We start from the raw sequence: 24,331 nt of genomic DNA on the forward strand, positions 1-24,331 counted from the left end.
TATATGGAACCGTTAAAAACCCATCAAGGCCTTGTTTATCCATTAAACCGGTCAAACGTTGATACTGACCAAATTATCCCTAAGCAGTTTTTAAAGCGGATTGAACGCAGCGGCTTTGGACAATTCCTGTTTTATCATTGGCGCTTTGATGACAATGGAAATCTTCGACCTGATTTTTCTCTGAATGAACCAAAATATAATGGCGCATCAATTTTGGTTGCCGGTGAAAACTTTGGCTGCGGCTCTTCTCGTGAGCACGCTCCATGGGCAGTTCAAGATTTTGGCTTTAAAATTGTCATTGCCCCGAGTTATGCAGATATTTTTAAAAACAATTGTGTAAAAAATGGGATTCTCCCAATCCAGGTTAGTGACGAACAAGTTCAGTACATTATTAAAAAGGCTGAATCCGAAGAATACCAATTAACCGTAGACCTTGAGAATCAAGTGGTTTATGATAACGAAGGCTTTAAGGTTACATTCGAAATTGCCCCATATCCTAAAGTAATGCTGTTGAATGGCTGGGATGAAATTGGTGTTACCTTGACATATGAGGATAAAATTTCACAATACGAACTAAGTAAATAATAAAAAATGAGCTTGGATACCCAGGCTCATTTTTTTACTTTTTAATTGGAGAAAGCACAGCACCGGTGTCACAACCCGTTTAAAATATTTTTATTCTCAGTTTCTTCGTTAAAGGTCAGGACCTCCTCAACTGGCTCATATGATTCACCATAAAACTGATGATCTTTATAGGTGTGAATCATATCATATGTTTTTCTCATGGCTTCAAAAATCATTTCTTCTGATTCTTCATTAGGCGCCCAGTAGAGGATTTCCATCCTATTAACTTCATTTGTCGCCAATGATCTTCTCTCATAACCAATAGACACGGCGTGCTCGAATTTTTCTCTTTTGTAAAAATGGAGACGTTTTTCGGAATGGCTGTCTTCATAGTTGACTGGTTCTACTTCAAGGATAATGGGCTTACCTTTTCGTTTTAACTTTTCCAAGAGTTTATGGCCAAGTCCCTGTCCACGGGCATTTTTTGAAACAAATAGATAATCAATAAATACAAAATTGTCTAATTCCGCATACATCAAAACATGGTTTGGCCCCTCATCTTTATGATAGATGTTTGAACGTTCTTTCAGTAAGGTTTCCATGTGAGCTCTTGATTTCATTTCTTCAACAGGAAAATACTGATTCAACTTTTCATACCAATGCATGGAAACACTCCTTAAAAACCAGGTAATTGATCCAGATTATTTTCTTTAATTCCGTCTGGCTCACTACGGATAATGTCACGACCATATTTGTGAAAGACATCCACATGAGCGATCTTGCCAGCTTTCGCCTCATTCAAAGCCGTGATATAATCCAACTCGCGTCCAGTGCTTGTTTTAAAAGCGATAATATCTCCATCATCGTTCTTCCTGACGGAAACGAACTCTTCTTTGCCATCTGGATTACTATCACCTGCTTCAATTTGGGCTTGATGCTGACTCTCCTGCTTGTATTCTTCATAAATTTGTTCAAAATCTTTTTGATCCATTGATTCCACCTCCGAACATTTGTTAGTATTTTTCTTTTTTTGTTAATTATCCCCGCTAGACACCTCATTTACGTTTTTCAAAATTAAAAACATGAGATAAATAACTACGAGCAAAAAAAGCTTGTAGACTGGTCAAATTCTGTCAACAAGCTAAGCTCTCCTTTTGTTAAAACTTCTGAGGGAACTGTTTGATGATTCCATCTGATATGACGTCAGCAATTTTAATCAGGTGGATTTCGCCTTCATCAAAAGCACGAATGTCTCCGTTCCAATCCTTTTTAAGTCTTGCTAGTACACTCTGTGTAATCATTTTTAAGTGCGCATGAAGTAACTGCCTCAATACATTTTTATTCCAGTTTGGATTTGTACTGCTGAGAAATGCGGCAATATCATCCGCATTTTTGTACCATGCAGTATTATATTTTTGCAAATCAGCTTGGTTATTGGCTTTGGCAGCTTCGAGTACCTTTCCGGCAAGCAGGATATCCTCTCGTAAAAATTGTGCAAGCTTGGTTCCTGCTGCTTCGCCGTAAAATGGTTTGATTGCATTTCCGAGTTCATCTTGATTTTTCAAAAGTCTTGCCAGGACAATTTCTTGGTCCTCAAGATTTGCTGCCGCACTAACAATATAACTTCTCGTCCAAATGCCATGCTCCATCCAAAGTCTTCTAAAGTTAAACTTTAGCTGGTGAGCAGACTCGCTCATCACCTGTTTCTGAGGTGTTGGTGGAGCTGCTTTCACGCTAATGGCAGGTAAAATTAAGGCGATAGACAATAGCAATACGGTAAATTTCTTAGTAAATTTTTTCAAATGTTAATCTCCTTCTATTAAATTTAATTCAAAAGGATTTTTCCCCAAAAATGAAAATTTTATTTATCGCCGAAAAATGTCATAATAATTTTAATAAGAATTTCCTTTGGAGTGAGAAATGATTGCTTTATTTAGAGAAAAACCATGATCCAAGAAAGAATGCCGCAATCCTTGCCAAATATACAAACCAATTGGACCTAAAAAGGGCCATTCAAGAAACTGAGCAGCTTTTCAATCGAACACGTGGGAATGAAGCCTCTCCTCGTCAGAAGGAAAATCCTCATTTAACAGGATCACTTCTTCAAAAAATGACAGCAGCTTTTTTTCGTCTCTTATCGACGACCGCCAATTCTGATGATCTAGTAAAGGTTAAGGTAGATTCTGAAGGAAATGTGATTCCGGATTGGAAAGGTATGTTGGATGAAGAAAACTTGAATTTACATAAGAATATGATGAAAGAGGTCCATGTTGAAGATTTTGGAGCAATTGGCGATGGGAAGACGGATAACACCCTTGCATTTAAAAAAGCGATTGGCAATGGCAAGGTGAAAGTGGTTGTACCAGCTGGAGTATTTATAACAAAGGGAATCCAACTGCCCTCTTGGACCATGTTTGTTGGCGTAGGAAAAGGTGTGACAACCATTAAACTTCATGATTCAGCTAAAAAAGGCACCCGACTCATCACAAACTCTAATCATTGGAACGGAAATCACCATCTTTTCGTGGGGTCGCTAAGTTTGGACTGGAATGTAGAAAGACTAGGCAATGTCGTTAAAACAAGTACCTGGGGGAATCACTCAAGCTGCTTAACGTATGCAAATGTTACCTATGGCTGGGTTAAGGATGTTGAAGCGATTAATCCAGGACTGCATTGCTTTGATGTTTCATCAACTCTGTATAATTATGCCGGTGACGGGTTTCGCGCCCGCGGCGGCAGCAAGTATGTCTGGCTTGATAACCTAAATGGATATGGCTTCGGCGATGATGGTATCACCACCCACCACAGCGATTATATTTTTATCTCACGCTGCCATATGTGCGATCCAAGTGGTCGTGCCCACAAGATGGGCTTTTCTAACTCCAACGGGATTGAGGTCGATGATGGTTCGAGGAATGTGGTCCTTTTCAATAATTCTTCTGCTCGTTGCTTTGGCGGGGTGGAAATTAAAGCGCACGAAAATTCTTCAGCCGCTTCAAATGTACAAATTATCGGGCATATTTCTGTCAACGATAACCGCTCATTTAATTTCCGGCATATTGGACATCACAAAAGCACGGAGGCTGAATCTCAAACTGCCTACAATATTAGTGCTGCCAATCTTGTATCCATCGCACCGATTTTTACTGAGTTATATAAAGGCTCAACGCCACGCGGAATGGTTGTCTCAGCTTATAAAAATGTAGTCATTAACCATTTTACTTTGGTTGGTGATCCTGATTATGACTACAAAGGCCAACCGGTAATTGCCCTTCAGTATCGGGCCAGAAATGTGATAGTAAAACATATATCTGTTAAAGATTTTAAAAAAGCGGGGATCGATATTAAAGTATTCGGTGGCGAAAATCGAGCGGATTCTATTCAAATTTATGATTTGATCAGCCGAAATTCCTCACCAAAAGTGATCGAAGTCGGATTAGGGGTCAAAGATATTACCATTGAAAATGCAAAAAGCGTCGACAATTATTTGTGACGCTTTGCTTCTTTTCCTACTGTTATGTCATCGACTAGTTTTTCGGCCACTTTCCGATATAAATTACTCATATGAACGAGAGAAGAAATCATTAATACCTGCTCAAGATACGGCGAGTTTCCTTTTTCATCCTCGGTGATTTCTTCTCTAACATCCTTTACTCTTTCCTCAATGTCTACTTTGAAATCCTCAACATTTTGGCGTGTTAAATTCAGATAACTCGTATAAAAAGAATCTAATTCCATCTCCTCTTTGATAATTTTTTGATTGATCCCTTGAAGGGTAACTTTAATATCATTGATGGATAAGGCCCCTTTTAGCTGGTAAATTAAGCTCATGAGGATTAGGTGTTCTTTTGAATATTTTTTATTATGGATTGGAAAAATGAGCTTTCCTTTTGCATAGTTATTAATCATGGTTTTGGTGAGGACTTTGTCGTCTTCATTCCGTTTTGTTTCCGTGAATTTATTTTCAAATAATTGAATCACCTGGTCCATATATAAATCGATCTGTGGGATCTCATCTAAAGCTAAGCAGGCTTCTAAGCCGAGTTGCTCAATAATTTGATTGATATTTTCCATTCATTTATCTCCAATCATGTTCTTTATTTTTTTATTATACCTAAAGATATATGCATTGACTAGATGTCGATATATCGTTATTATAATAAGTAGTTATTAAAACTACATGATGTGCTGGGAGGCATATAAAATGAATAATTACATTCGCGAACCTATCAACGGACTAACCCATTTAGCTGGAGCAGTTTTAGCTTTTGTCGGGTTGCTTGCGATGGTTATCAAGGCGGCTGCGACGACAAGTTCACCGGCTGCAATTACTGCGGTCATTATTTTCGGCGTTAGTATGATTCTGCTTTACTCGGCATCGGCCACCTATCATATGGTAATTGCTCGAGATCAAGTCATTGCCTTTTTACGACGGCTGGATCATTCGATGATTTTCATTTTAATCGCAGGTACGTATACTCCTTTTTGCTTTATCAGTTTGAACGGAAAAATAGGTGCTATTCTATTTTCAATTATTGCAGGAATTGCAATTAGCGGGGTTGTTTTTAAAATGGTCTGGTTTAATTGCCCTCGCTGGATTTCTACCTCCTTGTATTTAGCGATGGGTTGGATGATTGTGTTTGTATTCTCGCCGCTAACTGGAAGCTTAAACCCGATTGGTTTATTTTTGCTCATCCTCGGGGGAATTTTTTATACGATTGGCGGGGTGATCTACGGTGCCAAACCTAAGTTCTTGCAGTCAAAATACATGGGCTTCCATGAGATTTTCCATATTTTCATTTTGCTAGGAAGTCTTGCGCATTTTTTAACCGTGTTCCTTTATGTCATTTAATTTTGAGATATTAAAACGCCCTCGTTGATGGCGTTTTTGTTTTATCATTCAGTATGAAATTTATTCCGATTCATCCGATTAGCAATGATATTCTTCTTTCTTCCATCATTGGAGGGGCTCTTTATGGAATTGCGGTTGAAATTATCATTCGGATTGGAGGCTCGACTGGCGGATCGGATATAGTTAGTCTCACTCTTGCAAAAAAAAAGGAACTTACAGGTTGGCTTTTTAAATATTTGTATGAATTTTTTAGTGGTGGGGATTTCCGGGCTGATTTTTGGATGGGGCATCACACGCTTCCTATGATTACCGCTGGACCAATTTCCCCCTCTCCACGGGCATCATACGATTGAAATCCCTCCTACTTCATCGTTCTATCCCAATTAATCTACCAAGTTCCTCCATCAATACCAGTGCGTGATTATGGACCGGGTCCTTAGCTCCATAGAGGAGTGTTACTGGGCCCTTAGCTTCCATTTCAATGATTTGCCGGATGTATTCCCGCTTTTGTTCGTCGGTTCGAAGTTCATTAAGGTATCTTCTACTAAATTCCTCATACAACTCAGGCTTATGACAAAACCACTTCCTCAGCTCATTGCTTGGAGCTAGATCTTTAAACCAAAACGAAAGCTTCGCGGCTTCTTTCGAAATCCCCCTCGGCCATAAGCGGTCAATTAAGATTCGGCAGCCATCCATTTCCTCATAGGGCTCATAGATCCTTTTCATAAAAAGATTAGACATAATAATTCACCTCATTCTTATATTAGGTTTTGTGTCCACCCGGTATGGACAAATCCATAGATTTGTCCACGAATGGTGTCAGGCACCAAAATTGAAATGGTATCAAATACGACTTAGTTAATCTTCGTCTTTTACGTCGATACTTTCTGGGATGGGTTCGTTCAGGATTTCTTCGATTAGTTGTTTGTATTTTTCCATTTGTTTTAGGTGGGTGCTGAATTGTTCTTTGTAGATTAGGTACTCTTCCCCGTCAAATAGGGCGCGGATTTTCTTTTGTTGGATGAGGCTTTTGACAGTTGCCTCAGGAACCGATAAATATTCTGCTGTCTCTTTTATAGTAATGTACAATATGATTACTCCTCTTTTAATAAATTGATTTGTTGGACAACCCGGCCTGCTTTTCCCATTGCATTGACCGCTTGTGACAATGAATTGAGTATCGCTTCCTCAGCTGCTTCCGTCGCCGCTGTAAAAAGTTGATTCTTCATCGGATCATCCCTGGACGATGGTCAAGAAAGTTTTGATAGGCAAATCCGCGGACCACTTCTTCACTGTAATATTTTAATAGTTCATTAATAAGATTTTGGCTCTTAGAGGCGTCTTCCAAATTAGTAATAAATGTCGAAATCCCATCAAAATCCGAGCCGAAACCAATTTGTTTTACCCCTCCTAATGAGCAAAAGTGATCAATATGTTTAACAAGATCTGAAATCGTCACTTCTCCCGATTCTTTTACAAAAGGTGGATTGTAGACAACATGAATGAGTCCACCCTTAGCAAACATCGCCGCCGCCTGTTCATCTGTGAGGTTTCGCAGATGGTTGCATAGTGATCGAGCATTCGAGTGGCTCGCAATCGGATACTTGGCTAATTCAATGACTTCCCAAATCCCTTTGTCGCTTAAGTGAGAAACATCGGTCAGGATTTGATGCTCGTTATTAAACTCGACAATTTCTTTTCCGAACAGCGTCAGCCCCGCGCCGCGCGGTTCACCAGCGCCATCAGCGGCAAGATTGGCTTGGTTCCATGTCAAACCAACGGAACGGACACCTAGTTGATAGAGAATATGGAGCTTCGATAAATCGTTGCCAATTGGGTCCACGCCTTCAAGCGTTAACATTGCGCCAATCTGACCGATCTTTAAGCGATCAAAATCCGACCATTCTTTGATATGGAACATGTCTGGATTTTTCCCAAGCACTTCCTTGTAAAAATAATCGATTTGCTCAAGGACAACCTGAAATTTCTGGTCCCCCTTTATTTCGGGTTCAATAAATATCGCAAAACACTGGACTTTGATTTGGCCCTGCTGGAGGCGTGTTTTACAAGTTTGTAACTCCGGCGAATCAGCAAATCGTAACGTACCATGCGCTTCTTGGAGTTTCATTAGGGCATCACAATGTAAGTCAATGATATTCATTTAGCAAGTCTCCTTTTTATAAAAATTTTAACACAACAAAATAAGGCTAGGAGAATCATTTACCTAGCCCAACATAAATTTAAGTTTTTCAAAAAAAACTAGTTAGTTTGATTCCGCCATTTCTTTGACCATTGGGAGCACCTTGTCCCAAATTTCAGCACTTAAATCGCGGTATTTCTTCCCTTCCGGCATCACTGAGAAATCCCCTTGTAAAATATGTAGAGTCGTCTTTCCATTGTCCTCAGACAAACGGAAGGTGATCCCGTCTTCTTCCGTGACAAGTGCCTTTTCCTCACTTCGGACATCCAATACGGTAAAGCGGAGTAGTTTATTTGGCTCCAGAGCCGTCACATTTCCTTCAACAATGACGGTCCCATCCTCGCCTTTCCATAGTACAGGACTTCCGAGCTCCCAGGTGGAATCGAGATGAAACTGTGGTCCGCCGCTTGAAAATTCAGTCGCCCAACGGTTATTATACTGACTGACCGTAAGAATATCCCATACCTTTGACGCTGGAGCATTGATTTCAATCGTTTGGTCAACAAAAAGCTTACTCATTTCTTCCCTCCTCAAATATAGGCATTCTAGATACTCTCATTATACTGCAATGAAAAACCGAACTACAATTATTCCAGTAAAGACAAGAAAAAATCGGCGATGGATGATACACCAGCCGATTAATATTTTCTTAGAAATACAGGTTCTTTTTCCAATACTTTGATCCTAATGATTTCATGACAGACATGTAAGACTTTTTCTATAACCTGTGTGGTATTAGCCAATACCCTTAGCGCAAACCCTGATACGGCTAGTATCGAAATACCAATTCTAACATCAAGGAAAGTATCGAGAATTTCTTGCAACTCTTCTACTAAAGAAGGATTGATACGATGATCAATAACAATCATCGTCCCAAAATGAGAAAATCCTTCCATCATGCCAATCCCTTTAAGATCATTGTCAGGTTGAAGTTTAACATGATCAAATAAAATAAGTTTGTCTTCCATATAAATTTCCATTTTTGCTTGGAGTAAGTCATATTTAAAAAGTGTCCCATCAGGAGCCCAGCCTGGAGTAAAAATATCTGTGCAAATAAGAGAAGAGTTTTGTTCCATGCGAATGACAGTACGCTGTTTGAAACAAGCATGCTGGTAAGCAATGACTGGATCTGGAAGATATTCTAAAACACTTCCGCTTTTCAAATGAATGTCCATTTCCTGAAAAGCCGGAGAGGTTCGTGTTTTATATATTTTAGTAGAGGATTGGGTGGTAACAACTACCTCAGCATCCTCCTCCAATAAGATGACCGTTTGATAGGAATCACCATCAATGTATCCCCCGCCCGGATTCATCACATAAAAATAGGCTTCGCCGCCTCCTGTTAGGTAAACAGGTCTAGTAATTTTTAATGCACCCTCTGAGTAGGATTCTTTTAGAATCGTTTTCTTACCTTTCTTTGCACCTGTTATTCGCAAATATCCGGTCCGCTGTTCCACTTACCCTAATCCTTCCAATAGCGCATTTAACTTGAGCCACTCAATAACCTCGTTTACACCAACATCCTCTTTTAAGTTTGTAAAGATATATGGCTTCTTGCCTCTTGCCAGCTTTGTATCTGCCTCCATAACTTCTAAGCTTGCTCCTACATATGGGGCTAAATCAATTTTGTTGATGATAAACAGATCAGATTTAATCATCCCTTGGCCGCCTTTACGCGGAATTTTTTCCCCTTGGGCTACATCAATAATATAAATAGAAAAATCCACGAGTTCGGGACTAAAGGTGGCAGCTAGGTTATCGCCGCCGCTCTCGACAAAAATAAGTGATAGATTCGGATGTTTCTCCTTTAGCTCATCAATGGCGGCGAAATTCATGGATGCGTCTTCCCGGATCGCCGTATGCGGGCATCCTCCTGTTTCCACACCAATAATTCGATCCTCTGAAAGTACACTATTTTTTATTAAAAATTGTGCATCTTCCTTGGTGTAAATGTCATTGGTTACGACCGCCATGTTATATTCATTTTTGAGGTGTCTCGTTAATCGCTCCACAAGCAACGTCTTCCCTGCTCCAACTGGTCCGCCAACTCCTATACGTATCGGTTCCATCGTTACCCCTTCTTTCATCATTTTTTAGGACATAAACAAACGGGTATGTAATCTCTCGTGGCGCATTTGTGAAATTTCAATTCCAGGAGCCACAGCTCCAAAGTCATCAGCATCCATTCCTTCAATTATCTCTGTAGTCTTTTGTAAATAAGGGTGTAATTCTAAAAGAATACGTTGACCGGCTGTTTGCCCTAGTGGTATCCCTCTTACACCATTCTGAATAAGGGTCACCATACTTGAATACAGGAAAGTCAGTATTCCTTGTCTTTTCTCGATTCCTAAGTACTGGCAGATAATCGAAAAAGCAATTCCAGGATGACCATACGCCACCTTGGCACGTATCTTTTTTAGGTATTCGTCTAATAATGGGATCGAATATAAATCAATTCCCATCCGAATCAATCTTTCCCCAATCCTCCGGTTTGCCTCTCGTGCTTCTTTAGGGATATTCTGGACAAACAATTTTTGATCGAGCACCCATAGCCCTTCGATATCATCTTTAAATAAGGCGTCAAAGGTTAGGCGGCAGGCAAGTCCATCGGTATAGGCGATTTGTTTTTCCAAGTAAATTCGAATCCATTCAAAAAAGGTTTCCTTACTATAGACGATTTCTTCCTGTATGTAGGTTTCCAATCCAAATGAATGTGAAAAAGCTCCCGACGGAAAATTGGAATCCCCTATTTGCAATAAGGACAAGAGTTGATTATCCATGGGAGTGACCGATATGCCGGAATGCCTTTTTCACTTTTCTATCTTCCCTTGCGTATGGAATCTCTAATTGTTTCAGCAGTTCTTCAACAAGATAATCATATGGGACGAGCATCACCTGGCCTTCAAATTGTGCAGGCAGGTGTCGGTTACCCAACTGATGCGCAATTTCCCCCATTTGCTTAAAGCTTGTCGGATGAATTACCAGCAAGTCGTCACTCGTGACACTGACAACAATCATATTTCGGTCATCCATGAATAATACATCGCCATCAATCAGGTCTTTTGGTTCTTTCAGCCGGATGCCAATCTCTTTACCGTGGTCCGTTGTCACCCGCTGAATTCGCTTCACTAAGTCATCACTGGCTAAATATACTCTTTCGATGTGTCGGCCAGAGGCTGCGATTTCATCTACATTTCCCACGATTTGTTCAATAATCATGATTTTCCTCCTAAAATAAGAAATAACGCTGTGCCATCGGTAATACTTCTGCTGGTTCACAGGTCACTAGCTCACCATCCACAATAACTTCATAGGTTTGTGGATCGACTACAATTGTTGGCATTTCCGCATTGAGCTTCATATCTGTTTTTGATAGTTGGCGAATTCCCTGTACTGGTTTGATTTGTTTTTTTAGTCCAAGCTTTTCAGGTACACCAAGTTCAATGGCTGCTTTTGACATGAAAGTAATCGAGGTGCTGTACTTGGCTTTTCCGAAGGAAGCAAACATTGGACGGTACAGAACTGGCTGCGGAGTAGGAATGGAGGCATTCGGATCTCCCATTAAACTGTGGGCAATCATTCCACCTTTAATGACGATCTCTGGTTTAACACCAAAGAATGCAGGTTCCCAAATGACGAGATCCGCCAATTTCCCCACTTCCACCGAACCAACCTCCTCAGCAATACCGTGCGTAATTGCCGGATTAATCGTATATTTGGCAATGTATCGCTTTACACGGGAGTTATCTCCTACTCCTGTGTCTTCAGGCAACTTGCCTCGTTGCTTTCGCATCTTATCAGCGGTTTGCCAGGTTCGAGTAATCACTTCGCCGACTCTTCCCATTGCTTGTGAATCTGAACTTATCATGCTGAATACGCCCATGTCGTGGAGAATATCTTCCGCTGCAATCGTTTCTTTTCTGATGCGTGAATCAGCAAAGGCAATGTCCTCAGGTACGTCCGGGTCTAAGTGATGACAAACCATTAGCATATCTAAGTGTTCATCTAAGGTATTTTTTGTATAAGGTCGTGTTGGATTGGTGGATGACGGCAGGATATACGGGAAGCTTGCGACCTTAATAATATCGGGAGCATGACCGCCGCCGGCCCCTTCTGTATGGTAAGTATGGATAACTCGGCCATTAATTGCTGCCAAAGTATCTTCGACAAAACCGCCTTCATTTAATGTATCGGTGTGAATGGCAACTTGGACATCATACTTGTCCGCTACCCTGAGGCAGTGGTCAATGGCTGAGGCGGTCGTCCCCCAGTCTTCATGCAGTTTAAGTCCAATCACACCGGCATTGATTTGTTCAATTAACGGTTCTTCAGCGGACGAATTCCCCTTTCCTAAGAACCCAAGATTCATTGGGAATTCCTCGGCAGCCTCTAACATTCGGTGAATATTCCATTCTCCCGGTGTACAAGTGGTTGCATTTGTTCCGGTTGCCGGACCAGTGCCGCCGCCAATCATGGTTGTAATCCCAGATGAAAGGGCGGTTTCGATTTGCTGCGGGCTTATAAAATGGATATGGGCATCAATGCCGCCAGCTGTTACAATCATGCCTTCTCCAGCAATGACTTCCGTTGAAGCCCCAATGATCATGTCTACCCCTTCCATTAAAAGAGGATTTCCACTTTTTCCAATCCCATCGATTCGGCCATCACGAATTCCAATGTCCGCCTTATAAATCCCGCTATAATCTAGAATAATCGCATTGGTTATGACAGCATCAAGTGCCCCATCTGCTCGTGTAGCAAGCGGATGCTGTCCCATCCCGTCACGGATTACTTTTCCGCCGCCAAATTTGACCTCATCACCATAAACGGTAAGATCCTTTTCTATTTCGATAAATAAATCGGTGTCCGCTAGCCGGATGGCATCACCCGTTGTAGGACCAAACATGTCTGCATATTGCTTTCTCGACATTCGAAAGCTCATTACGGATTCCCCTCTCCTTGGTCCAATGGGCCATCTGTTTTATTATTTAACCCATAGACTTCACGCTGACCGGAGAAGGGAACGAGTTCTACCTCTTTCGCATCCCCTGGTTCAAACCGGACAGCGGTACCGGCAGGGATATTTAGGTGCCTGCCAAATGCTTGGTCTCGTTCAAATTTTAGTGCGGAATTCACTTCGTAAAAATGAAAATGGGACCCGATTTGAATTGGCCGGTCACCTTGATTGAGCACCATAACTTTAGAAGCCTTCCTACCCTGGTTGCAATTAATCGGCTCTTGCCTTAATCGATATTCTCCTGGTATCATTTCTTTTACTCCCCCTCCCCAATTGGAAGTTATTTTACATTTACCGTAAAATTAACTATCTATTTCGTAAAATAACTTCATTTTTTGTAAAATCGAACTTCTCATTCGTAAAATAAATTTGTTTTTTGTAAAATTAACCCTCTATTTTGTAAAATCCCCCTATCTTTCTTGTAAAATTAGATAAAAGTCACACCAAACCGCTCTAAATCTAGCGAATCGGCTCATGTACGGTAACAAGCTTGGTTCCATCTGGAAATGTTGCCTCTACTTGGATATCGTGAATCATTTCCGGTATCCCTTCCATCACATCTTCGCTTGATAATATCTTTGTTCCCTCACTCATTAATTCAGCCACCGATTTCCCATCTCTTGCCCCCTCCATAATTTCGTAGGTGATGATGGCAATCGCTTCGGGATAATTTAATTTTAGTCCCCGGTCCTTTCGGCGCCTGGCCAAGTCTGCTGCTATGACAATCATTAATTTTTCCTGCTCCCGCTGGGTTAATTTCATCCCTTACCTCCCCCTAGTAAATCATAAAGTGTACAGGCAATAATCTTTGTGGCATCAACCAGATCATCTACACGGATATTTTCATCAGCCCGGTGCCCATTAGCCTCTTCCAGCAATTTGGGCCCAACACCAAACATGATTGTTGGGATGCCTTTTTCATAAAAATGACGGGCATCTGCATAGATTGGTACTCCGTTTATCGCTAAATCACCTTTCCCTTTCATAATGGACTGCCAGTTCGTGGATAATGCTGAAATCAGTGGTGAATCTTCCGGAACAGGCCCGAAGCTTTCTGCATGAAGTATTTTTCGAATTTCTAGTTTTATTCCTTGGGTCGTCTTGACCGCTTCTTCCACAACTTTTCTAAATTCCACTTCCGCTTGAACCCCGTCTTCACCTGGAATCAATCTTCGGTCAACCCTTATTGTACATTCGTCAGGTACAACATTTGTGTTAATTCCTCCCGAAATGAGACCGACAACCAAGGTTGGGTGGTCAATCCCAGGCACAGTAGATTTATTGGACGCGAGAGTCTGCCTATATTCGTATAAACCATTTAAGATCTTTGTCGTCGCCTCAAGCGCATCAATTCCTGTATGTGGCAGGGCGGCATGGGCAGACTTCCCTGTTGTTTTCACTTCAAAATGTAAACAGCCGTTATGGGCATTAACTGCCGAATATGTAAAGCCAGCTGCAATCGCCTGGTCAGGACTGATATGGCCTTGATCAAGCAGCCTTTTTGGTCCTAATTCTCCGCCTGTTTCTTCATCAAAAGTAAAAGCAAGGTCGACTTTCCCTTGCAGAGGGTGACTGATTTTGACTTTTTTTAAGGCTAAAACAGCGTATGAATAGGCAGCAATATCAGATTTAGAAACTGCCACGCCCCGTCCATACATCTTTCCATTAATGATCTCCCCTCCGTATGGGTCAACACTCCAGCCTAACCCAGGGGGCACCACATCACCATGTGCATTTAAGACAATATTTGTTCCTTCCCCGTTCCCAAACTCGGTGCTGCTGAGGACATTTGCCAAACTAATCATTCCAGCAGCTTTGACTTCCTCTTCATCTACCTCTAATAGAGATACATCCACAAAGCCAAGTTCTTGAAGCTGGTGGTGTAAGAAAGCAGCAATAGGGTAACAATCACCAGCGGGGTTATCTGAAGGAACTTGCACTATTTTTTTTAAAAAATCAATCAATTCTGCTTGGTGCTCCTCAATCCATTGGACCAAACTTTCCTTATCCTGATTCATAAAACTCCTCCTTTTTGCTGCGTGTCCACTTACAGGCAAACACCAACTTTCTCCTGGATCACCCCGGATTGATCATCATAAATGAACTTTCCTCGTAAAATCGTTTTCTTCACCTTAAGTAAAAACTCTCTATTTTCATATGGTGAATAGGCATTTCGAAAAGCCAATGATTGTTTATCAGCAATCGTTGATTCATCTAAACGTACCAAAACAAGGTCAGCATCTAAGCCGGGACGAATTCGCCCTTTTCGGTCTCCTATTCCAAACCGTTCAGCCACATTCGACGTCCCTAATGGTAAAATTTGTTTAAGATTGATTCTCCGTTTAAGGGCCTCATCAAGCAAGGCCAGCCAGGTAAATTGAACCCCTTGAATCCCTCCCCATGCATCCCAGATGGAATCCGTTGCTTTCATCGAATAAAGACACGGGGAATGATCGGAGCCAATTGTGTCAATCCAGCCTCTCTGAATGCAGTCCCACAGTCCCTCTACCTCTTCGCGCGGTCTTAGCGGCGGTGCACATTTGAGGATGGCACCACTTTTAATAAAATCCTCTTCATCAAAAATTAAATAATGTGGACAGGTTTCCACCGTGACATCTACACCGCTTTTTTTGGCTTGCTCTATGAGCCCGATTACCTTCGCCGAACTAATATGAACAAAATGAAGGGCCGTTCCGTATTTGGAAGCAAGCTCTAAGGCATAACTAACCGCTCTCTCTTCCGCTGATACGGGCCTGCTCGCGAGAAAGGCTTTTCGTTCATTGATCCCGGCCCTATGCTTATAGAAAGCTGTAAATTTATTAATCTCCTCTTCCCATTCCGCATGGAGAGCGAGAATCTTCTTATGCTCCTTTGCAGCCTGCATGGCTTGTTTCAATCCATCAGGTGAGACAAAGCGGAAATCTTCAATCCCGCTCTCACTCATAAATGCTTTCCAGGCAATAATCCCCTTACTCATTTGAGTGAGTTCTTCCCGGTTAGCGAGGTTCGTGTCTGTCATTCCGCCCCAAAGAGCATAATCAACATGTGACATAGAGGTTAAATAATCTTTTTTATCAAGTAAATTCTTAAAATTAGTAACAGAAGGTGCACAATTCAGTGGCATATCAAAAATGGTAGTCGTTCCACCGATAGCTGCAGCTCGGCTGCCTGTCTCAATTCCTTCCCAATCCGTTCTTCCTGGATCATTGAAATGGACATGGGCATCAATAAAGCCTGGAACCACTAGACAGCCGCTTGCATCAATAATCGTATCCGTTTCCTCTTTCAATGGTTCTCCTTCACTTTTTACAAGGGAGTCAATCCTCTCATCAAGGACTCGAATATTTACCTCTCGAAAGCCTTCCTCAGTAAAAACAAGCCCATTCTTCACCCAAAGTTCTTTCATCTTATGACCCTCCTTAACTCCCGCGATACGTACTGTACCCACCCGGTGAAATCAACAATGGTACATGATAATGGGAGGCGGGTTCAGAAATGCCAAAGCGAATGGGGACACAATCTAGGAACGAAGGATCTCCGAGTAATATGCTGCGATTGCTGAAATAATCTCCAACATGAAAACGAATTTCATAAACTCCCTTTTTCATGGATGCCCCTTCGAGGAGAGGTTGATTGACCCGGCCATCTTCATTCGTATAGCTGATTTGAATGAATTCGAATTTGTTGTCTGGAATAACTTGCCATAATTCCACCAGGACGCCACTTGCCGGCTTTCCCAAACTTAAATCAAGGACATGGGTAGTTACCTTTCCAGTCATTTCGGTGATTCCCCTGGATTTTCTAAATCTTTACGTGTCATGGAAAAACATTGAAACCCATACGGAGGACGCGGTTCGGTAAAAACTTTCCCTTCTTGTGAGGCAGGAATTTCGTCTAAAACGGTTTCCCAGGTCCGGTTATTGGATTCAAAGTGAACCTCCACTAACTGTGGAAAACGCTCTAATATACGAAGACCAATGCGGTAGATAAGATTTTGAATGGAGGGAGAATTCTCTTCATGAAAAACCGTATAAGCAATATCTCTAACTTGCTCTGCTGCGACATACCCATCTGTGGTACTGCCCTTTGCAGCATCGAAATCGTTATAGCGCCACCCAATATTCAAAAAGATAAATAGTGGCCGGTCATAGGATTCTGGCAGTGTCGTATATTCATCCTTCACAAATCCATAAAAGGAGCTGCCACGTACCTTTAAAAGCTTTAGTCCCTTCAAACTGCTGAGATGATCGGCTGTGATGATCTTTTCTCCAGAGCGTTTCACTTCAACTTGAGCCACCGATTGTTCATTTAATGAATAGCGGAATACGAATGGACTCGGTTCAAAACTATCTTTCGTTGGCACTGGGAGCTCGTCAAATGGGATTTGTTCGCTAGAGATATCGACAGCACTCATTTGAGGATACGTTTCAAGGAAACGGCGGGCGACAAATTCTAGGAATCCTTCTTGTGTTGAACCTTCATAATCGCCAGCATGTTTTAGAATGAAATTTTTCATCGAATCGGTTGCCACAACTAATGTATTATCCCCCTCTTTAAACGACGATAAGAAGGCTTCGCCTTCTCCTGCCACCTTAACATTCATTCCAAACAGTATATTGCTTCGGCCCGTAAAGGCTGATTCAGGAATCGGACGGACTCCTGTTAATGGGGCTGCGTAGGTACGATAAACCCAAACATCTGCTTTTCCGTAGCGCATCGTTCTTTGCATATCATCATCCCCCTTTATTGAATAACATCATTTAAGCGGAACCCTGCAATTTTATAGACCTCATCCAAAGCTGTCAGGAATTCTTGATCATAGGTATTGCCTACACGTTCTTTCATCGCTGTAAGAATTGTTTCCTTGCTTTGGCCCTTCACTGCCATAATAAAAGGAAAATCAAATTGCTCGACATACCTCTGATTGAGTGAAACAAACTCACTATGTTCATTCTTCGAGAGCCGATCAAGACCTACTCCAGCTTGCTCCTTTTGCGAAACCTCTGATATTTTTAATCTAGTACCCAGATCCGGATGGGCACGAAGCAGAGCCAATTGCAAGGCTGCTTCTGCATTTTTCACAACCTTCACCATTGTTTGTAAGAGTTCCTCACGAGATTGAAAGGGCATACTCTCCCATGCCTTCTCAGCCACCCACGGGGAGTGCTCAAACACCCAGCCTACTTTACTCACAAACTCCTCTCTGTTCATTTGATTCACTTCCATCACTCGCGCCCACACCCTTTCAGCCATTCATATTCATCTTTGGTATCGACGTCAAAAAAGTCCCAACCGTTCTCATAGTTAACTAGTATGCCAGTTAATTTTTCCTTTTTAAAAAGCTGTCGTGCCCCTTCATCCCCCTCTAGTTTCAGTAAATCAGGAACCACCTTTGGCGAAAAAATAATGGGCGGTCTCGGAATCCCCTGAAAGCTAGCCGCTATAAACGGAACATTTTTATTTTCCTGATGTACCTTCAGGTATCGTATAACCAAATCATTGATAATTCCTACGGGTAAGAGAGGTTGATCAGCGAGAAGGATCATGATTCCTTTCGGTTCCATTTCCATGGCTGCAAACAATCCACATTGCAAGGAATGTGCCTGCCCTTTATCAGCATCACGGCATCTCAAAGCTTTCCAGCGTTCTCGGAGGGGGGTTCTGAAAAGGGTTCCATCTATCCAGTTGAGCGTATCCTCTTCCCTTGTCACCACAATCGTATAGTCCAGTTTGGAATTCACTGCCTTTTCTAAGGCTGAATTACCAACAGTTTTCTGCCCCCAAGGGAGTACCAGCTTATTAACTCCCATCCGGCGGCTCTTACCCGCCGCAAGATAGACTGCGATGACTCCGTCGTTATCCTTCAAGAGAAACCACCTTTTGATGCCTTTTTTGAATCCCTTCCATCTTGACCCCCTATTCATTCCGAGTTACCTAACACTATATATATTGATAGACCTCCCAAAATACACCCAGGTTCTTTTTCAATTTTCTGATACTGGGTAGATTTACAGTAGATAGACGAACATTACTAACAAAGCATATGTTATCTTTTTTCACCATAATATCCAAAAGAGGAAATAGTATCTACACTAATGTCATATTATCTAACATGGAAAAATTGTTGCTTGGAACCGAAATCAACAGGAAAGTAACCAGAGCTATTTTATAAAAAAATATGTTAGATATACCTACAACAATTGAGCAATTGTAATCATCATGTAGAATAATGTATTTTAAATTAATTAACTGGAATGGAGAGGTTGTATGACAGATTCTCACTTTATGGAAAAGGCAATTGAACTAGCGCTAAATAATGTTTTGACGAAGCAAGGGGGACCATTTGGAGCGGTCGTCGTCAAGGACGGAAAGGTCATTGGAATCGGCCGAAATGAAGTAACCGGGACAAACGATCCCACTGCACATGCCGAAGTCCAAGCCATTCGCGATGCCTGCCGGAATTTAAACGACTTTCAGCTTAACGATTGTGAAATCTATACCAGCTGTGAACCTTGTCCAATGTGCATCGGCGCCATTTATTGGGCACGCCCCAAGGCTGTTTATTATGCTTGCACCAAACAAGATGCAGCGAAAATAGGGTTTGATGATCAATTTATTTATGATCAACTCTCCCTCCCCATCGAATATCGAAAAATACCTATGAAAAAGATTTTTCCACCAGATGGAGATATTCCGTTTAGAACATGGGAGAATTCACAAGATAAAGTAGAGTATTAATATGACAGAAAAGGATGTTGTCCTATGGAGGCAAATCAGTTAAAGAGACGAATCTCTGTAGCATCTAAAAGAGAGCCAGCGGATACGGTCATTAAAAATGGAAAAATTATCGATGTCTTTAATGGAGAAATTATTGATGGAGACATTGCGATTGTTGATGGATACTTTGCCGGTATAGGTGATTATGAGGGGAATAGGGTGATTGATGCAAATGGCCGCTATATATCCCCTGCTTTTATCGATGGTCATGTTCATATTGAGTCCTCAATGGTCACTCCAAATGAATTTGCAAAGGTTCTTCTTCCGCACGGGGTAACTACCATCATTGCAGACCCACATGAAATTGCCAACGTATTAGGCGCTGAGGGGATACAATACATGCTTGATTCCTCTGAAAACTTACCGTTTGACTTTTTCTTCATGCTTCCTTCATGTGTTCCTGCGACCGAATTTGAAAATTCCGGCGCTACTCTTAATGCAAAAGATCTAAAACCCTTTTATCAGCAGCCACGAGTCTTAGGATTAGCTGAAGTCATGAATTTCCCAGCAGTTCTAAAGGCTGAGGACGACATGCTTGAAAAAATCCTAACAGCAAAACAATCTTGCAAAAAAATTGACGGCCATGCGGCGGGGTTATCGGCCAATGATTTGAATGTGTATCTGGCAGCAGGCATTCGAACAGATCATGAAAGTACAACAGCAATAGAAGCAAAAGAACGTCTCAGAAGAGGAATGTACCTAATGATTCGCGAAGGTACGGTGGCAAAAGACTTACAACAATTAATTCCCATCGTCAATGAGCGAAATGCAAGAAGATGTTTATTTGTAACGGATGATAAGCATTTAGACGACCTTATCCACGATGGCAGCATCGATCACAACGTAAGGCTGGCTATCGCCTCAGGTATATCTTCCATAACAGCGATACAAATGGCAACCATTAATGCAGCAGAATGCTTTGGGCTGGAGGCTAAGGGTGCGATTGCACCTGGATACAAAGCGGATTTCTTCCTGTTTGATGACCTTGAGAACATTACTATTACAACCGTTTATAAAGATGGGATTGCCGTTGTTGAGAATGGACGGCTTATTATTGAATCACAGGACCATTCCTTGGTTGAAACAGACCGGTTAAAAAATTCAGTTCGTTTTCATGAATTAACGGAAAATCATTTCCAAATTCCATTAAAAACGAACAAAGCAAATATTATTGAAATTATCCCCAATAGTCTTGTAACGCGTCATATTATTGAAAAAGTTAATGCTAGTGATTCAGGGATATTTCAACCCTCTATCATAAAAGACCAATTAAAGCTGGCCGTGATTGAGCGCCATCATATGAAAAATGAAATTGGATTAGGTATTGTCAAAGGTTTAGGTTTAAAATCCGGTGCGATTGCAACCACCATTGCTCACGATTCCCATAATCTTATTATTGCCGGAACAACCGATTTGGATATGGTAGTTGCTTCCAAAGCGATCAAAGATATCCAAGGGGGTCTAGTTGTTGTCAATCAAGGCGAAGTGATTGCCTCATTAAGACTTTCCATCGCAGGGTTAATGTCAGATCGCCCGTATCAAGAGGTTTATTCCAGTTTAAATGAGATAAATCTTGCCCTCAAAAAACTAGGTGCACACGACCACTTCAACCCATTTTTAACGATTTCGTTTTTAACACTTCCTGTCATACCGGAACTTAAGTTAACTGATAAGGGTTTGTTCCAGATTAGTAAGTTTGAGCATATAGATCTCGATGCTTAGGAAATAATAAAATATCCAGCAAAGGTGCTGGAAAGAAGAAAACACCCTGGTTTGAAAGGATGGGAAAATGAAGAAAAGTATATTTAATGAGGGTGATGAAGTAAATATTCGTTCTTCGGGTGAATCAGTAACAATCAATAAATCTCAATATGTGAAAAACATGAAAAGGTACTCTTATATTGTCAATGAACATCCGAATACCTTTTTCTTTGAAGAAGAACTAACGAAAGAATAATTTCCATTCCATTGAAAAAGAAGATTTTTACTGCTGAAATCCTTGTGAATGGAGATAATTGTATTAATTCAAAGGAGAACGCCCCCTTCATGTCGAAGATAAGGTAAAGGGGTTGTCCAATGAATAAAGCTGAATTATTAAAAAATCTACACTACGCCAGTCGGAGTAATTTATTTTCAATTGAGATTCCAAAGGCTGTTAAAGAAGATGAAAAACTTATTGAAGGCTTGGTTAGAGAATTAGTACATGACGGAAAAATAAAAATGAGAGAAGTTGTCCAACGAGACTGCTCCGTTTATTTATCCGGAATTATCAAGTATGCAACAAAGTAATCGGCTCTTTTGAGGGAATTCCCTCATAAAAACATCCCCTCGCAAATAATTCCGAGGGGATTTCTTTTTTAAACATCGTTTTACATTGCAACCGATTCTTGCTTTTCCACATTTTTATTATAGTAACGATTGAGAAAATGCCCATTTAACGAGGCAAGTATTTGCTGAAATAACATCCCAACCACTACTGGTACCGCAACTGCAGCTGGGAAGTAAGTAATAGCTATAACTGCCCCAGCACTGATATTTCTCATCCCGCCAGTGAATGTCAGCGAAATGACGTTGTCTCGTCCACCATTAAAAAATCGACCAATTAAAAATGAAAACAAGTAACCAGTCAGCGCAATCAAGAAGACCGTTAAGGTTATACTCACTAGTTTAAGGTTAAGCTCTCTTAAATAGGGTGCGACTACTGCCCCATTAAGCATGACCACAAATCCAAGGCTAATTTTTGAAAAAGGAGCAAGCCGTGTCCCTAATTGGTCTTTAATTTTCCCCTTTGTAACTTGGTTTAAGTACATCCCAATCAAGGAAGGAATGACCACCATTCCCAATAGACCTTTCACTATACTGATAAAGTCCATTTCAATTTTTTCACCTATAAATAACGATAGCGAATATGGAACAATGATTGGTGAAAGCAAGGTATCAATTAAAATGATCGATAAGACTAATGGAATGTTTCCTTTGTAAATGGCTACCCACATAAAGCTTGTCACTCCTGTTGGAATGACCATTCCCAAGACAAGTCCGGTAATCGTGTAAACATCACCAGAAAAGGCGACATGACCTACACCCCAGGCCCAAATTGGCATGAGGACATGAAGGATTGCCATTGCAATAAAAATTGGAAACGGATGAACGATTACCTCTTTTAATGAATGGAAATTGGAACTTAAACTCCCAGCGAAGGTCATAAAAGCAAAAATCCAAGGAATTAAATATGAAAAGTCCTTAAGATGGCCACTGAACAATACTCCAGTCAATACACCCACCGGGGTAATTAATGGCATGATTCTTTCTAGTTGTTTATTCAACTTTTGCAGCATATAGTCTCTCCCTATTCGTTTCTAAGCGAACTTAAATATGCCTTCCAAGCAGTAATTCCTCCGTCTAGAATCGTCACTTGATAATTATGAGCGTCCAGAATCTGTGCACATTTCGTTGCCGAATTCCCCGTAGTGCAAGTCACGATCATTTCTTGGCCCTTGGGTAAGGACTGCAGTGTGATTTCACCAGACTCTTCAAGGCCAAAAATTACTGATTTCGGTACGTTACAACTTTCTTCTATATGAAATTGATTGTATTTTTCTTTATCCCGAACATCAAGAAGAACTAATTTTTCTTCACCTTGAAGCCTTTCATGGAGCTCTTTTGGCGTTATTTTATTAATTGTCATTGAATGCACCCCCATTACAAAGAATACCACACTTTCTTTTCATTTTAATCCATGTTCCCAAAAATCCCTTCGAAAACCGAAAAATATACATGTCAAAAGATCAATGAAGTTGTATAATAATTGCAATCTATTTACTTTGTATATGAAACAGAAAGAAGTGAAGCTGTTGGCTAAAGCTCAAAAATATCAGATATACATGCTATTAGTGTTTGTAATGGCAGCATGGGGACTTAATGTCATTGCGACTAAAATTATCGTTACGACCTTCCTGCCTGTGACGATTACAGCACTAAGAGTTTTCACAGCGGGTATAAGCGTATTTATCATCCTTGGTTTTTTAAAGAAAGTCAGGCTTCCAACCAGAAAAGAGATTCGTTATATTTTTTTGGCAGGCTTTTTTAACGTGGTTTGTCACCATTTCTTTCTATCGCTAGGATTGTCAAAAACATCTGCATCTAACGGGGGTCTTATTTTAGGCCTTGGTCCATTACTAACAACTATTGTCGCCTTTATCTTATTAGGAATTAAGATTACTTTCATACGTTTGTTAGGAATTATTATGGGTTTTACAGGTGTTACCTTAATTGTTGTTTTAGGAAGTGGCGGGGTAAGTGGCGTCTCCATAGGGGATTTTTATGTTTTCCTCGCAATTTTCACGCAAGCATTCCGTTTTATAATAATAAAAAAAGTTTCCAAGACGCTGGACCCACGCTTGATGACTGGCTATATGCTAGTAATCGGTTCCGTCATTTTATTTATCATTAGTCTATTTAAAGAACCTAACGGATTAAAAGGACTTGTTCACGGGACTTTTGAAGTTTGGATGATTTTCCTTGCCTCAGCAGTTATCGCTACGGCACTTGGACATATGATTTATAACCCTGCACTAGGTAAAGTTGGCGTAGCAGAATCAGCCATTTTCATCAACCTAAATCCCTTCTTCTCGCTAATCGGTGCCGTTATTTTTCTCGACGAACAAATTACTTCATTACAAATCTTTGGTTTTATCTTCATACTCTTTGGTGTTTTATTTGGCTCAGGTGCTCTAGAGGAATTCCTTTATCAATCAAAACTTAAAAAGAAATTAATTTTTTTAAATAAGACAAAAGACTTCAATTAATGTGACTCAAATCTGGGTCACATTTTTTTGTTTTTATATCCATTAATACCGAAAAGCGCAAGGATTTCTAATTCAAACGCGTTTTCATTTCTAGGTAACAAAAACCGTGAAAA

The 24,331-nt window shown here is 40.8% G+C and carries 32 protein-coding genes and 1 pseudogene; 9 read left to right on the forward strand and 24 right to left on the reverse strand.

All coding sequences use genetic code 11. From position 1 onward, the window contains the following. Nucleotides 1–3 precede the first annotated feature (3 nt). Entirely contained in the window at nt 4–585 is a 582-nt protein-coding gene (gene leuD, locus QF028_RS22555) for a 3-isopropylmalate dehydratase small subunit (protein ID WP_429469020.1), read from the forward strand. A gap of 68 nt (nt 586–653) precedes the next feature. Here leuD and QF028_RS22560 read toward each other — a convergent pair whose 3' ends face one another. The 3 genes from QF028_RS22560 to QF028_RS22570 form a co-directional block, all read right to left on the reverse strand. Continuing rightward, entirely contained in the window at nt 654–1,229 is a 576-nt protein-coding gene (locus QF028_RS22560) for a GNAT family N-acetyltransferase (protein ID WP_429469022.1), read from the reverse strand. An 11-nt stretch (nt 1,230–1,240) separates the two neighbouring features. Next, complete coding sequence (locus QF028_RS22565; RefSeq protein WP_429469024.1) at nt 1,241–1,555, reverse strand: DUF3892 domain-containing protein; 315 nt, start codon at nt 1,553–1,555, stop codon at nt 1,241–1,243. 166 nt (nt 1,556–1,721) lie between these two features. Beyond that, nucleotides 1,722–2,366: a glycosyltransferase gene (locus QF028_RS22570; protein ID WP_429469026.1), complete on the reverse strand. Its 645-nt coding sequence runs from the start codon at nt 2,364–2,366 to the stop codon at nt 1,722–1,724. Nucleotides 2,367–2,488: 122 nt separating this feature from the next. Here QF028_RS22570 and QF028_RS22575 point away from each other — a divergent pair, with 122 nt between their 5' ends. Beyond that, complete coding sequence (locus QF028_RS22575) at nt 2,489–4,057, forward strand: glycosyl hydrolase family 28-related protein (RefSeq protein WP_429469029.1); 1,569 nt, start codon at nt 2,489–2,491, stop codon at nt 4,055–4,057. Here QF028_RS22575 and QF028_RS22580 read toward each other — a convergent pair. Beyond that, nucleotides 4,048–4,638, reverse strand: a complete 591-nt coding sequence (locus tag QF028_RS22580) for a DUF1836 domain-containing protein (protein WP_429469032.1) — start codon at nt 4,636–4,638, stop codon at nt 4,048–4,050. The genes QF028_RS22575 and QF028_RS22580 overlap by 10 nt on opposite strands. A gap of 130 nt (nt 4,639–4,768) precedes the next feature. On the opposite strand from QF028_RS22580, the gene trhA reads away from it, so the two are divergent. Then, nucleotides 4,769–5,416: a PAQR family membrane homeostasis protein TrhA gene (trhA, locus tag QF028_RS22585; RefSeq protein ID WP_429469034.1), complete on the forward strand. Its 648-nt coding sequence runs from the start codon at nt 4,769–4,771 to the stop codon at nt 5,414–5,416. 41 nt (nt 5,417–5,457) lie between these two features. Beyond that, nucleotides 5,458–5,769 (forward strand): annotated as a pseudogene (locus QF028_RS22590) (YitT family protein); the annotation flags it as partial. A 13-nt stretch (nt 5,770–5,782) separates the two neighbouring features. Here the strand turns inward: QF028_RS22590 and QF028_RS22595 are convergent. The 18 genes from QF028_RS22595 to QF028_RS22680 all read right to left on the reverse strand — a co-directional run bounded on the left by QF028_RS22595 (nt 5,783) and on the right by QF028_RS22680 (nt 18,500). Further along, a complete protein-coding gene (locus tag QF028_RS22595) occupies nt 5,783–6,157 on the reverse strand; it encodes a DUF488 domain-containing protein (RefSeq protein WP_429469036.1) in 375 nt (124 codons plus the stop codon). A 117-nt stretch (nt 6,158–6,274) separates the two neighbouring features. Continuing rightward, complete coding sequence (locus tag QF028_RS22600; RefSeq protein WP_088085696.1) at nt 6,275–6,505, reverse strand: excisionase family DNA-binding protein; 231 nt, start codon at nt 6,503–6,505, stop codon at nt 6,275–6,277. 5 nt (nt 6,506–6,510) lie between these two features. Continuing rightward, on the reverse strand, nt 6,511–6,645 hold the full coding sequence (locus QF028_RS22605) for a hypothetical protein (protein ID WP_429469039.1): 135 nt from the start codon (nt 6,643–6,645) through the stop codon (nt 6,511–6,513). Beyond that, nucleotides 6,642–7,577 carry a dipeptidase gene (locus tag QF028_RS22610; RefSeq protein ID WP_429469042.1) on the reverse strand — a complete coding sequence of 312 codons (936 nt, stop codon included), beginning with the start codon at nt 7,575–7,577 and terminating at the stop codon, nt 6,642–6,644. The genes QF028_RS22605 and QF028_RS22610 overlap by 4 nt, the downstream gene beginning before the upstream one ends. Nucleotides 7,578–7,679: 102 nt before the next feature. After that, the gene (locus QF028_RS22615) at nt 7,680–8,135 is read right to left on the reverse strand and encodes an SRPBCC family protein (RefSeq protein WP_410884312.1); all 456 of its coding nucleotides are present in this window, start codon (nt 8,133–8,135) and stop codon (nt 7,680–7,682) included. Nucleotides 8,136–8,254: 119 nt separating this feature from the next. Beyond that, the gene (locus QF028_RS22620) at nt 8,255–9,073 is read right to left on the reverse strand and encodes an urease accessory protein UreD (protein WP_429469045.1); all 819 of its coding nucleotides are present in this window, start codon (nt 9,071–9,073) and stop codon (nt 8,255–8,257) included. After that, nucleotides 9,074–9,685 carry an urease accessory protein UreG gene (ureG, locus tag QF028_RS22625; protein ID WP_215002782.1) on the reverse strand — a complete coding sequence of 204 codons (612 nt, stop codon included), beginning with the start codon at nt 9,683–9,685 and terminating at the stop codon, nt 9,074–9,076. A gap of 24 nt (nt 9,686–9,709) precedes the next feature. Beyond that, on the reverse strand, nt 9,710–10,381 hold the full coding sequence (locus tag QF028_RS22630; RefSeq protein ID WP_429469049.1) for an urease accessory protein UreF: 672 nt from the start codon (nt 10,379–10,381) through the stop codon (nt 9,710–9,712). 7 nt (nt 10,382–10,388) lie between these two features. Next, nucleotides 10,389–10,835, reverse strand: coding sequence for an urease accessory protein UreE (ureE, locus tag QF028_RS22635; RefSeq protein ID WP_429469052.1), 447 nt, complete (start codon nt 10,833–10,835; stop codon nt 10,389–10,391). 10 nt (nt 10,836–10,845) lie between these two features. Then, a complete protein-coding gene (gene ureC / locus QF028_RS22640; protein ID WP_429469055.1) occupies nt 10,846–12,558 on the reverse strand; it encodes an urease subunit alpha in 1,713 nt (570 codons plus the stop codon). After that, a complete protein-coding gene (locus QF028_RS22645; RefSeq protein ID WP_429469058.1) occupies nt 12,558–12,884 on the reverse strand; it encodes an urease subunit beta in 327 nt (108 codons plus the stop codon). Before QF028_RS22645 ends, ureC begins: the two co-directional genes overlap by 1 nt. A gap of 208 nt (nt 12,885–13,092) precedes the next feature. Further along, complete coding sequence (locus tag QF028_RS22650; RefSeq protein ID WP_214715196.1) at nt 13,093–13,395, reverse strand: urease subunit gamma; 303 nt, start codon at nt 13,393–13,395, stop codon at nt 13,093–13,095. After that, nucleotides 13,392–14,651 carry an ArgE/DapE family deacylase gene (locus QF028_RS22655; protein WP_429469061.1) on the reverse strand — a complete coding sequence of 420 codons (1,260 nt, stop codon included), beginning with the start codon at nt 14,649–14,651 and terminating at the stop codon, nt 13,392–13,394. The genes QF028_RS22650 and QF028_RS22655 overlap by 4 nt, the downstream gene beginning before the upstream one ends. A 29-nt stretch (nt 14,652–14,680) precedes the next feature. Further along, the gene (allB, locus tag QF028_RS22660) at nt 14,681–16,039 is read right to left on the reverse strand and encodes an allantoinase AllB (protein WP_429469064.1); all 1,359 of its coding nucleotides are present in this window, start codon (nt 16,037–16,039) and stop codon (nt 14,681–14,683) included. A 13-nt stretch (nt 16,040–16,052) separates the two neighbouring features. Beyond that, nucleotides 16,053–16,412: a hydroxyisourate hydrolase gene (uraH, locus tag QF028_RS22665; protein ID WP_429469067.1), complete on the reverse strand. Its 360-nt coding sequence runs from the start codon at nt 16,410–16,412 to the stop codon at nt 16,053–16,055. Further along, complete coding sequence (pucL, locus tag QF028_RS22670) at nt 16,409–17,362, reverse strand: factor-independent urate hydroxylase (RefSeq protein WP_429469070.1); 954 nt, start codon at nt 17,360–17,362, stop codon at nt 16,409–16,411. The genes uraH and pucL overlap by 4 nt, the downstream gene beginning before the upstream one ends. A gap of 14 nt (nt 17,363–17,376) precedes the next feature. Continuing rightward, nucleotides 17,377–17,886 carry a 2-oxo-4-hydroxy-4-carboxy-5-ureidoimidazoline decarboxylase gene (gene uraD, locus QF028_RS22675; protein ID WP_429469072.1) on the reverse strand — a complete coding sequence of 170 codons (510 nt, stop codon included), beginning with the start codon at nt 17,884–17,886 and terminating at the stop codon, nt 17,377–17,379. After that, entirely contained in the window at nt 17,859–18,500 is a 642-nt protein-coding gene (locus QF028_RS22680) for an NTP transferase domain-containing protein (protein ID WP_429469074.1), read from the reverse strand. The genes uraD and QF028_RS22680 overlap by 28 nt, the downstream gene beginning before the upstream one ends. A 400-nt stretch (nt 18,501–18,900) precedes the next feature. Between QF028_RS22680 and QF028_RS22685 the strand changes: the two genes are divergently transcribed. From QF028_RS22685 to QF028_RS22700, 4 genes are all read left to right on the forward strand, one after another. After that, nucleotides 18,901–19,371 (forward strand): nucleoside deaminase, encoded by a 471-nt coding sequence (locus tag QF028_RS22685; protein WP_088085680.1) that lies wholly within the window; start codon nt 18,901–18,903, stop codon nt 19,369–19,371. 24 nt (nt 19,372–19,395) lie between these two features. Then, a complete protein-coding gene (gene ade, locus QF028_RS22690) occupies nt 19,396–21,132 on the forward strand; it encodes an adenine deaminase (RefSeq protein WP_429469077.1) in 1,737 nt (578 codons plus the stop codon). Between the two features lie 67 nt (nt 21,133–21,199). Next, nucleotides 21,200–21,367 (forward strand): hypothetical protein, encoded by a 168-nt coding sequence (locus QF028_RS22695; RefSeq protein WP_179195723.1) that lies wholly within the window; start codon nt 21,200–21,202, stop codon nt 21,365–21,367. Between the two features lie 119 nt (nt 21,368–21,486). Next, nucleotides 21,487–21,699: a hypothetical protein gene (locus tag QF028_RS22700; protein ID WP_429469080.1), complete on the forward strand. Its 213-nt coding sequence runs from the start codon at nt 21,487–21,489 to the stop codon at nt 21,697–21,699. 80 nt (nt 21,700–21,779) lie between these two features. Here the strand turns inward: QF028_RS22700 and QF028_RS22705 are convergent, their stop codons facing one another. Continuing rightward, entirely contained in the window at nt 21,780–22,748 is a 969-nt protein-coding gene (locus QF028_RS22705; RefSeq protein ID WP_429469082.1) for a bile acid:sodium symporter family protein, read from the reverse strand. A gap of 11 nt (nt 22,749–22,759) precedes the next feature. Further along, complete coding sequence (locus tag QF028_RS22710; protein WP_429469085.1) at nt 22,760–23,098, reverse strand: rhodanese-like domain-containing protein; 339 nt, start codon at nt 23,096–23,098, stop codon at nt 22,760–22,762. A 157-nt stretch (nt 23,099–23,255) separates the two neighbouring features. Between QF028_RS22710 and QF028_RS22715 the strand changes: the two genes are divergently transcribed. Next, nucleotides 23,256–24,218 (forward strand): DMT family transporter, encoded by a 963-nt coding sequence (locus QF028_RS22715; RefSeq protein WP_429472465.1) that lies wholly within the window; start codon nt 23,256–23,258, stop codon nt 24,216–24,218. Nucleotides 24,219–24,331 lie beyond the last annotated feature (113 nt).

Origin of the sequence: Neobacillus sp. B4I6 (assembly GCF_050434045.1) — a bacterium.
Taxonomy (GTDB): domain Bacteria; phylum Bacillota; class Bacilli; order Bacillales; family Cytobacillaceae; genus Neobacillus.

Coding starts and splice junctions, on each gene's coding strand:
- leuD (WP_429469020.1), top strand. CDS start 4: ATGGAACCGTTAAAAACCCATCAAGGCCTTGTTTATCCATTAAACCGG.
- QF028_RS22560 (WP_429469022.1), bottom strand. CDS start 1,229: ATGCATTGGTATGAAAAGTTGAATCAGTATTTTCCTGTTGAAGAAATG.
- QF028_RS22565 (WP_429469024.1), bottom strand. CDS start 1,555: ATGGATCAAAAAGATTTTGAACAAATTTATGAAGAATACAAGCAGGAG.
- QF028_RS22580 (WP_429469032.1), bottom strand. CDS start 4,638: ATGGAAAATATCAATCAAATTATTGAGCAACTCGGCTTAGAAGCCTGC.
- trhA (WP_429469034.1), top strand. CDS start 4,769: ATGAATAATTACATTCGCGAACCTATCAACGGACTAACCCATTTAGCT.
- QF028_RS22595 (WP_429469036.1), bottom strand. CDS start 6,157: ATGTCTAATCTTTTTATGAAAAGGATCTATGAGCCCTATGAGGAAATG.
- QF028_RS22605 (WP_429469039.1), bottom strand. CDS start 6,645: ATGAAGAATCAACTTTTTACAGCGGCGACGGAAGCAGCTGAGGAAGCG.
- QF028_RS22610 (WP_429469042.1), bottom strand. CDS start 7,577: ATGAATATCATTGACTTACATTGTGATGCCCTAATGAAACTCCAAGAA.
- QF028_RS22615 (WP_410884312.1), bottom strand. CDS start 8,135: ATGAGTAAGCTTTTTGTTGACCAAACGATTGAAATCAATGCTCCAGCG.
- ureG (WP_215002782.1), bottom strand. CDS start 9,685: ATGGAACCGATACGTATAGGAGTTGGCGGACCAGTTGGAGCAGGGAAG.
- ureE (WP_429469052.1), bottom strand. CDS start 10,835: ATGATTATTGAACAAATCGTGGGAAATGTAGATGAAATCGCAGCCTCT.
- ureC (WP_429469055.1), bottom strand. CDS start 12,558: ATGAGCTTTCGAATGTCGAGAAAGCAATATGCAGACATGTTTGGTCCT.
- QF028_RS22645 (WP_429469058.1), bottom strand. CDS start 12,884: ATGATACCAGGAGAATATCGATTAAGGCAAGAGCCGATTAATTGCAAC.
- QF028_RS22650 (WP_214715196.1), bottom strand. CDS start 13,395: ATGAAATTAACCCAGCGGGAGCAGGAAAAATTAATGATTGTCATAGCA.
- QF028_RS22655 (WP_429469061.1), bottom strand. CDS start 14,651: ATGAATCAGGATAAGGAAAGTTTGGTCCAATGGATTGAGGAGCACCAA.
- allB (WP_429469064.1), bottom strand. CDS start 16,039: ATGAAAGAACTTTGGGTGAAGAATGGGCTTGTTTTTACTGAGGAAGGC.
- uraH (WP_429469067.1), bottom strand. CDS start 16,412: ATGACTGGAAAGGTAACTACCCATGTCCTTGATTTAAGTTTGGGAAAG.
- pucL (WP_429469070.1), bottom strand. CDS start 17,362: ATGCAAAGAACGATGCGCTACGGAAAAGCAGATGTTTGGGTTTATCGT.
- uraD (WP_429469072.1), bottom strand. CDS start 17,886: ATGGCTGAAAGGGTGTGGGCGCGAGTGATGGAAGTGAATCAAATGAAC.
- QF028_RS22685 (WP_088085680.1), top strand. CDS start 18,901: ATGACAGATTCTCACTTTATGGAAAAGGCAATTGAACTAGCGCTAAAT.
- ade (WP_429469077.1), top strand. CDS start 19,396: ATGGAGGCAAATCAGTTAAAGAGACGAATCTCTGTAGCATCTAAAAGA.
- QF028_RS22695 (WP_179195723.1), top strand. CDS start 21,200: ATGAAGAAAAGTATATTTAATGAGGGTGATGAAGTAAATATTCGTTCT.
- QF028_RS22700 (WP_429469080.1), top strand. CDS start 21,487: ATGAATAAAGCTGAATTATTAAAAAATCTACACTACGCCAGTCGGAGT.
- QF028_RS22705 (WP_429469082.1), bottom strand. CDS start 22,748: ATGCTGCAAAAGTTGAATAAACAACTAGAAAGAATCATGCCATTAATT.
- QF028_RS22710 (WP_429469085.1), bottom strand. CDS start 23,098: ATGACAATTAATAAAATAACGCCAAAAGAGCTCCATGAAAGGCTTCAA.